Here is a 6000-nt window from a genome sequence, read left to right on the forward strand (position 1 = left end):
TAGAACCGATGGCAAAAGGGTCGAGAAACGAGAAGGGCACTGGCTTCGAGCCGGTGCCCTTCTCGTTTTCAGGTCTCGGTGACGGTCGGATTCTGTCTTGGTGGGGCTGAGTCGGGCTTGGCGGGCCCGTAAACGCGGAAAGCGCCCGTTTTCGGGCGCGTTGGATTGTCCTGGGTGAGCGTCGGGTCGCCGGTCTCTCACCGGCTGGTGTCAGGGGGCGAAGCGGACGTCAAGTCCGCAGCGGCACGGAGACTGCTGCGGAGAGTAGGCGGTCCGCGGCAGCGGCTGAGGTGCGTTTGCCGCGGTAGGGGATGGTGAGGTCGCCGTTGCCGGTGGTCTTGGTATACCGGTTCGCCCAGACGCGGTCGCGTCGGCGGAGCGTCTTGACCAGCGGCGTGGTGCGCGCCTTCTCCTTCTCCCTGTCGCTGAGGAACGCGGCGATCTTCCGGATGTTGTGAACGACCAGGAGCATGGTGATCATGACCTGAGCGGACGCGGGGCCTCGGACGCGGCGGCGACCAGCGGTCTCGATGTCCTCGTCGCCCGAGGCCTTGAGCTGGCTGTTTTCGGACTCGATGGTGTTGCGAGCGTGGTCGTGGAACTCTTCCCACTCCTCGCTGCCGAAGTCGAACGCCTGCGGGGGCGACTTCATCTCTGTGAGGTCGAAGGCGGCGGAGTGCTGGGTGCAGATGGTGTCGAGGAACTCCTTCTCCAGCGTCTCGGGCTCGACGTGCGGACGCTTCTTCTTCGCTGCGTTCAGTGCGAGTTCGCGGAGGGGGCAGGTTACGGTCGGGCTGGCGCCGAGCGCGGGGCAGCGAAGTAGGACCTTGCCGTCGGGAGTCTTCGCCTTCTGCTTCACGTGCAGCCGGTATGCCTTGCGCTCTTCCAGTCGGGCGCGGTACGTGGCGGTGTCGATGATCTCGTCGAGGAAGTCCTTCGAGGCGCTCAGTAAGTCCGGGCGGGTGCTCGGGCAGTACACGTCACCTTCGACGAATAGTCCTCCGTGCTGACCGCCCTTGATGCCGAGGCGGTCGGCGCGGTAGTCGGTGGACGGGGTGAAGCCTGTCTTCAAGGCAGGCTTGAGCAGTCGGTGCGGCTTCGCGTTGGCCCAGTACTGCTTGTCCGCGTCAGCAACGCCAGGCGCCAATCCCAGCCTGGTGGCCGACTGAAGGAGCTTGACGGCTTCCTCGGAGACCTCCATGTTCGGGATGCTGAGGCTCGCGGCGACGACGATGTGGGGGAACCGCTTCGAGCCGGGCGATTCCGCATCGACGCGGACCATGAGGTTCATGACCCAGCCCCAGTCATAGTCCGTCCACTCGCCGCGACCGGGCCCAATCTCGTTGAGCTCTCCCTTCGCGTAGTCGGCGCGTTCCCCCTTTCCGCTCTTGGCGTGGTAGCTCGCATGGATCTCCACTGAGCCGGGGCTGCGCTTGCCGAAGTCGCCGGTCCGGCGTTCCTCGGCGACCTTCTTCTTGAGGTTCTTGCGGGAGTACCCCTTGGTGGTGGGCGCGCCCACGTAGGTCTGGTCGAAGGAGACATCCAGCTTCATCGACTCGCGGCGCAGCTTGCGGCCCTGGAGCATGAACGTCATGCGGAGGAACAGGTGGGTGAACTCGTCCAGCCGTGCCTTGTACTTCTCCGCCCGTACGGGGTCGTGCGCCTCGAGGATTTCGAGGATCTGCTCATAGGTCTTGGAGGTGTACCGCTCTTGCGGGTAGGGGTCCATGAGGCTCAACATGCGGTGGTAGGCGCGGATGGTGTTGTCGTACCAGCGCTGCTTAGCCGCGATGTGAGTGATGAAGCTGTCATTGCCTTCGGGAAGGTCAAGCAGTTCGCGGGACTCGGGGTGCAGACGGTACTGCAGTAGCAGGGCTGCGCGGCGGATGTGCATGGGTGCGTTCTCGTGCGCGAGGAGAAGCAGCGCGGTGAGGAGCGCCTTGGTGGAGATCATCGCTGGGCGGCCGCCGAGGCCATCGGTGGTGCTGTCCTCCGCCTTCCACTCCTCAAGCCGCCTCAGAACTCCCGACGACTTCACCCGGTCGATGGCCCACTTCACGGTGTCGGCGTCAATGACCTGCAGGCTTCGGCCGCGGCCGATGATCTCCCGCTCGGTGATACCGCCCCGCTCGTCGGTGTAGCCCGGGACCAGGTAGTCGACGTCGTCGTGAGCGGTCACCGGGCCACCTCCGCTCCAACGAAGAGGCCGGACAGGTCAGAGAGCGACTGCGGGGTGGCGTGCTCATAGAAGCGGCCGAGGGTCTGGAAGTTGTCGATCCCGGCGGCCTCCATGAGCGCCAGCGGGGGCACGTTGTTGTTGATGTGGTGGAGGATCCAGCCCGTGCGGAGCGTTGACGGTGTGGGCCGAACCCTGGCGCGGTGCTCGGTCAGGAAGGTCTGGATGATGCGGGGCGGGTACTCCTTGATCCACGGCCCCCGGAACAGTCGCTCGTCGGACTGCTCGCGGCCTTCGATGCTGCGTCGCAGCACGCGACCGTACGCGTGGCGGACCGGCACCCGGCGCGCCTTCGCACCGCGGACGTTGACGAACACCGTCTCGCCGTCACGCTCGATGTCGGTGACGCGAGTCCTAACGATCTCCGCCGCGGTCAGCCCGGCGCCGGCGGCGAGCCCGAGCAGTGCCCACGCGTTCTGCTTCTTGATGACGGTGGTGAGCGAGTTCGCCCAGCTGTGCATCGACGCGATCTGGCGGTCGGTGAACGGAGGACGCCGCTTGCCGTCAGGGGCGGGCAGGGTCATCAGGTCCGCGTCGGCGAGTTCGCGACCGATCTTCACCAGCTGGCGGGAGACACCCCACCGGTGGGACTTGGAGTGCTTGCTGAGGGTCGCCTCGAGGTACCGGTCGATGTTGTTCTGGGTGTAGACCGCGTGGATGGTCAGTTCGGTCCCGGTACGCGCCCACAGCCACATGTGGAAGTGCGCGGTCATGGTCATCAGCCGACGGGTGACGTCGTACGTGTCCGGGAGCATCGCGGCCGCGGTGGCCAGTGTGAACGCCCGGGTCGCGGTCCAGGCGCCGGGCGCGTGGGCCTTCTTCGGTGCGTAGCCGAACATGATCGGCCAGGCGAAGTCGGGCACCTGCGGGTAGCTGTCGATCAGGTCGGCGAAGTCGGCGGGAATGTCGGTGAGTCGGAGATTCTTGCTCATGCCGGCCATGTACGCGGCGGCTCGAAAAAAACGATTGGCAGCCGATCGCACCTGCTTCCACATGGCTGACCAACCCGGGATCACCTTGTCAGCGGCGCGGCGGGACGGGCGCTCGGGGCGGCAGGAACCGGGTGATCCGGTCGAGGGCGGCGAGGTTCTCCAAGCCCGCGATCCGCAGCAGCTCCTGCGGTGGTGTCCCGGTCTTCAGGTGGGCGAGCATCCACGTGGTCCGCATCCTCGCGGGCCGAACATCCAGCTCCGTGGTGTGACCGCGGTGCAGGAAGTCGGTCACCTGCGCTGACCTCACCCCCTGCCGTCCGGGACGGAACACCCACCGGTCCACGCCGCCTTCACCGATGACGTCGCGGATCGGCTTATCCCAGGCGGGGAGCACCGGCACGAGCCGCGGCCGTCCCTCCCACACCATCACCCTCACCTCGTCCTCACGGACCTCGACGTCATCGGTCCGCAATGCCAGCAGTTCCCTCGTCGCGAGCCCGGCACCGAACCCGAGCCCGAGGAGAACCCACGCATCGCGGCGACGTTCCGGGCTTCCCTGACTGCTCGCCCAACTCCGCAATGCCGCAACCTCCGCTGAACGGTATGGGGGAGTGGGCTCGGAGCGGGGGACCGGGAACGGCTGATCCTGAGGCGGGGTGACTGCGGCGACGATCGCCAGCAGCGTCGACCGGTACGTCGCCCGACTCCCGCGGGAGTAAGAGGACATCCCGCGATGAACGAACTCCTCCACCACACTCCGGCGAAACATCCTCCGGGCATCCAACTCCAGGCCCTTGGACTGCCACGCCCACAGCGCGAACGCCGTAGCGATCGGGTACAGGCCGCGTGGATCGCGGTCCGTCACACGGGCCGTAGCGGCAACCGCGGAGCGCACCACCGGCTCCAACACATCCCAGTAGGCCGCGGCCTTCACCGGCCTGAACTCCCCAGACGCGGTCTTGTGCTCACGTGTCATCGCGACCGCTCCGTGCCAACCGACCAATCGCCCTGCCCGATGCAGTGATCGTCGCCACGGGGCGTGTGGCGCGGCGGGTGAACCACACGCCGGGGAGCCCGCGGTCCAGCAGCATCACCATCGGCTGACCCACCCGGCACGTCACCAGCGTCATCAACCACTCCGCGCCCGGCGAGCCCGGCGCCGCGGTATCGCCAGGGGCGAACGAGGTCACCTCACGTGCTTCGAGGTCCAGCAGGTACGCGGTGCCGTCGTCAGTGGCGACGACGTACACGCCTTCCATCTCATCCAGAAGCTGCTCGATACGGTCCCCGCGGTCTGCCATCTCGGCCTCCCTCCGGTGCCCGTCAACCTACGAGGCACCCGCTTGGAGACTCCGCCGACTCAACGACAACGACACCGCGGCGCCGCGTGTCCACGCATCCACAGCGGACCGCGCATAGGTCCATGGGGCGCACCTTCGTGCCCCGGAAGGACCACCCACCCGCCTTGAACTACGCCCACCTGCACGCCCTCGCCGACACCCTCTGGCGCATCACCGACCCCGACGACCCCCACGCCGCCCGATACTCCGACGCCGCCCACCGGCTGCTCACCGGCGCCTCACCGCGGCACGCGCGACCGAGCAACTGGATCACCACGCTCCACCGTTACGAAACGTTCTTTGAAGACCACGGCCGAGCCGCCCGGGAGAACACCCGCGCCCGCCACACCCTCACCGACGACGAACGCCACCTCGGTGAATGGGCCCGCTACCAACGCCGCTACGAAGACCACCTCAACCCCTACCAGCGGGCCAGGCTCGAGGTCTCACCCGCGTTCGAATGGGACCCCCGCTCAGCGAACTGGCACCGCAACCTCACCTCCTGCCACCTCCACCGGCTCCGGACCGGCGGCCTACCCAGGCTCAACGGGGACGACCCGGACGAGTTCGCCCTCGCCCGGTGGCTCGGACGTCAACTCCACCGGCTCCAACACGGCCAGCTCGATCCGCTGCGCGCCGAGAGACTTCACGCTCTCCTCAACACCCGCGGCGGCTCATCGCCCTGGTGAGGACCACTCGCGATCCGGGATCGCATGGAACTGTCCGCGGCCGCGCGAATGCCGCCCGCCGATCGTGCTCCTCAACTCCATGGGCCGCTCGCGCTCCTCACGCTCGAGCCCCGTAGGTGCCGCGGGCCTGCTCCTGTACGTCCCTGATGATCCGGGTGAGCTCCGCGTCGGCGACCGCGCGCGCGAAGACGTGGCGGGGCGCGAAGTGGTACCGACGTCGCGTTCAAAGCCCGCCCGAGTCCATCCGCTGGACCGCGTCGAGCAGGTGGTCGAGGTCCATCCCGCCCAGGCCCGGCCCCCACTGCTCGATCTCCTCCAGCAGTTCGTCACGGTCGATCTGAGGGTGGCGGGCGACGTACGACGCGATGGTGTCGGCGAGGATGTAGTCGGCGCCGATCTCCTGCTGAAGGTGGTGCACGATGCGGCGTCGGCGGCGCGCGTTCTCGGTCGAGCCCCAGAGGCGCCGTTCCAGCGCTCGCCGGTCCCGCTCCCGCTCATTCCGGCGGCGCCGCCGAAGCTCCTCTTGTCCTTTTCTCGTCGAGGCCAGCGTCAGCCAGTCCTCGACTTCCGCGATGTCTTCTCTGGAGATGCCCTCGAGCGGGTTGACCGGGTGGACGAGGGTCAGGGCTTTGTCGCGCGGGGACCGCAGTCGCTGGAGTTGCGGGGTCGGGAGGGGGCCGTCATCCACCCACACGAGCGGACGTCCCGGAAACCTGTCCGCGAGCTGCCATGCCTTCCACTCTGCCGCGGTGCGTGCCCCGCCCTTGTCGCCTTCAACGGCGACCGGCAGCGGAGGGAGCCCG

5 protein-coding genes and 1 pseudogene are annotated in these 6000 nt (G+C 67.6%); 1 reads left to right on the plus strand and 5 read right to left on the minus strand.

Annotated features, from left to right (window positions below):
* Positions 1-229: 229 nt before the first annotated feature.
* The 4 genes from VNR19_RS08440 to VNR19_RS08455 form a co-directional block, all read right to left on the minus strand.
* Positions 230-2179, minus strand: a complete 1950-nt coding sequence (locus VNR19_RS08440; protein ID WP_325725779.1) for a hypothetical protein — start codon at positions 2177-2179, stop codon at positions 230-232.
* The gene (locus VNR19_RS08445; RefSeq protein WP_325725781.1) at positions 2176-3168 is read right to left on the minus strand and encodes a tyrosine-type recombinase/integrase; all 993 of its coding nucleotides are present in this window, start codon (positions 3166-3168) and stop codon (positions 2176-2178) included. Before VNR19_RS08445 ends, VNR19_RS08440 begins: the two co-directional genes overlap by 4 nt.
* 88 nt (positions 3169-3256) lie before the next feature.
* Positions 3257-4144, minus strand: coding sequence for a site-specific integrase (locus tag VNR19_RS08450; protein WP_325725783.1), 888 nt, complete (start codon positions 4142-4144; stop codon positions 3257-3259).
* On the minus strand, positions 4134-4469 hold the full coding sequence (locus tag VNR19_RS08455; protein WP_325725785.1) for a hypothetical protein: 336 nt from the start codon (positions 4467-4469) through the stop codon (positions 4134-4136). Before VNR19_RS08455 ends, VNR19_RS08450 begins: the two co-directional genes overlap by 11 nt.
* A gap of 122 nt (positions 4470-4591) precedes the next feature.
* Here VNR19_RS08455 and VNR19_RS08460 point away from each other — a divergent pair, with 122 nt between their 5' ends.
* The gene (locus VNR19_RS08460) at positions 4592-5197 is read left to right on the plus strand and encodes a hypothetical protein (RefSeq protein WP_325725787.1); all 606 of its coding nucleotides are present in this window, start codon (positions 4592-4594) and stop codon (positions 5195-5197) included.
* Between the two features lie 223 nt (positions 5198-5420).
* Here VNR19_RS08460 and VNR19_RS08465 read toward each other — a convergent pair.
* Positions 5421-6000, minus strand: a pseudogene (locus tag VNR19_RS08465) (hypothetical protein); the annotation flags it as partial.

This window comes from Microbacterium sp. (genome assembly GCF_035556355.1).
Lineage (GTDB): Bacteria > Actinomycetota > Actinomycetes > Actinomycetales > Microbacteriaceae > Microbacterium.

Bases quoted from the DNA above. Each gene is read 5' to 3' on its own strand.
- VNR19_RS08460 (WP_325725787.1), top strand. From the start codon at position 4,592: ATGGGGCGCACCTTCGTGCCCCGGAAGGACCACCCACCCGCCTTGAAC.
- VNR19_RS08455 (WP_325725785.1), bottom strand. From the start codon at position 4,469: ATGGCAGACCGCGGGGACCGTATCGAGCAGCTTCTGGATGAGATGGAA.
- VNR19_RS08445 (WP_325725781.1), bottom strand. From the start codon at position 3,168: ATGAGCAAGAATCTCCGACTCACCGACATTCCCGCCGACTTCGCCGAC.
- VNR19_RS08450 (WP_325725783.1), bottom strand. From the start codon at position 4,144: ATGACACGTGAGCACAAGACCGCGTCTGGGGAGTTCAGGCCGGTGAAG.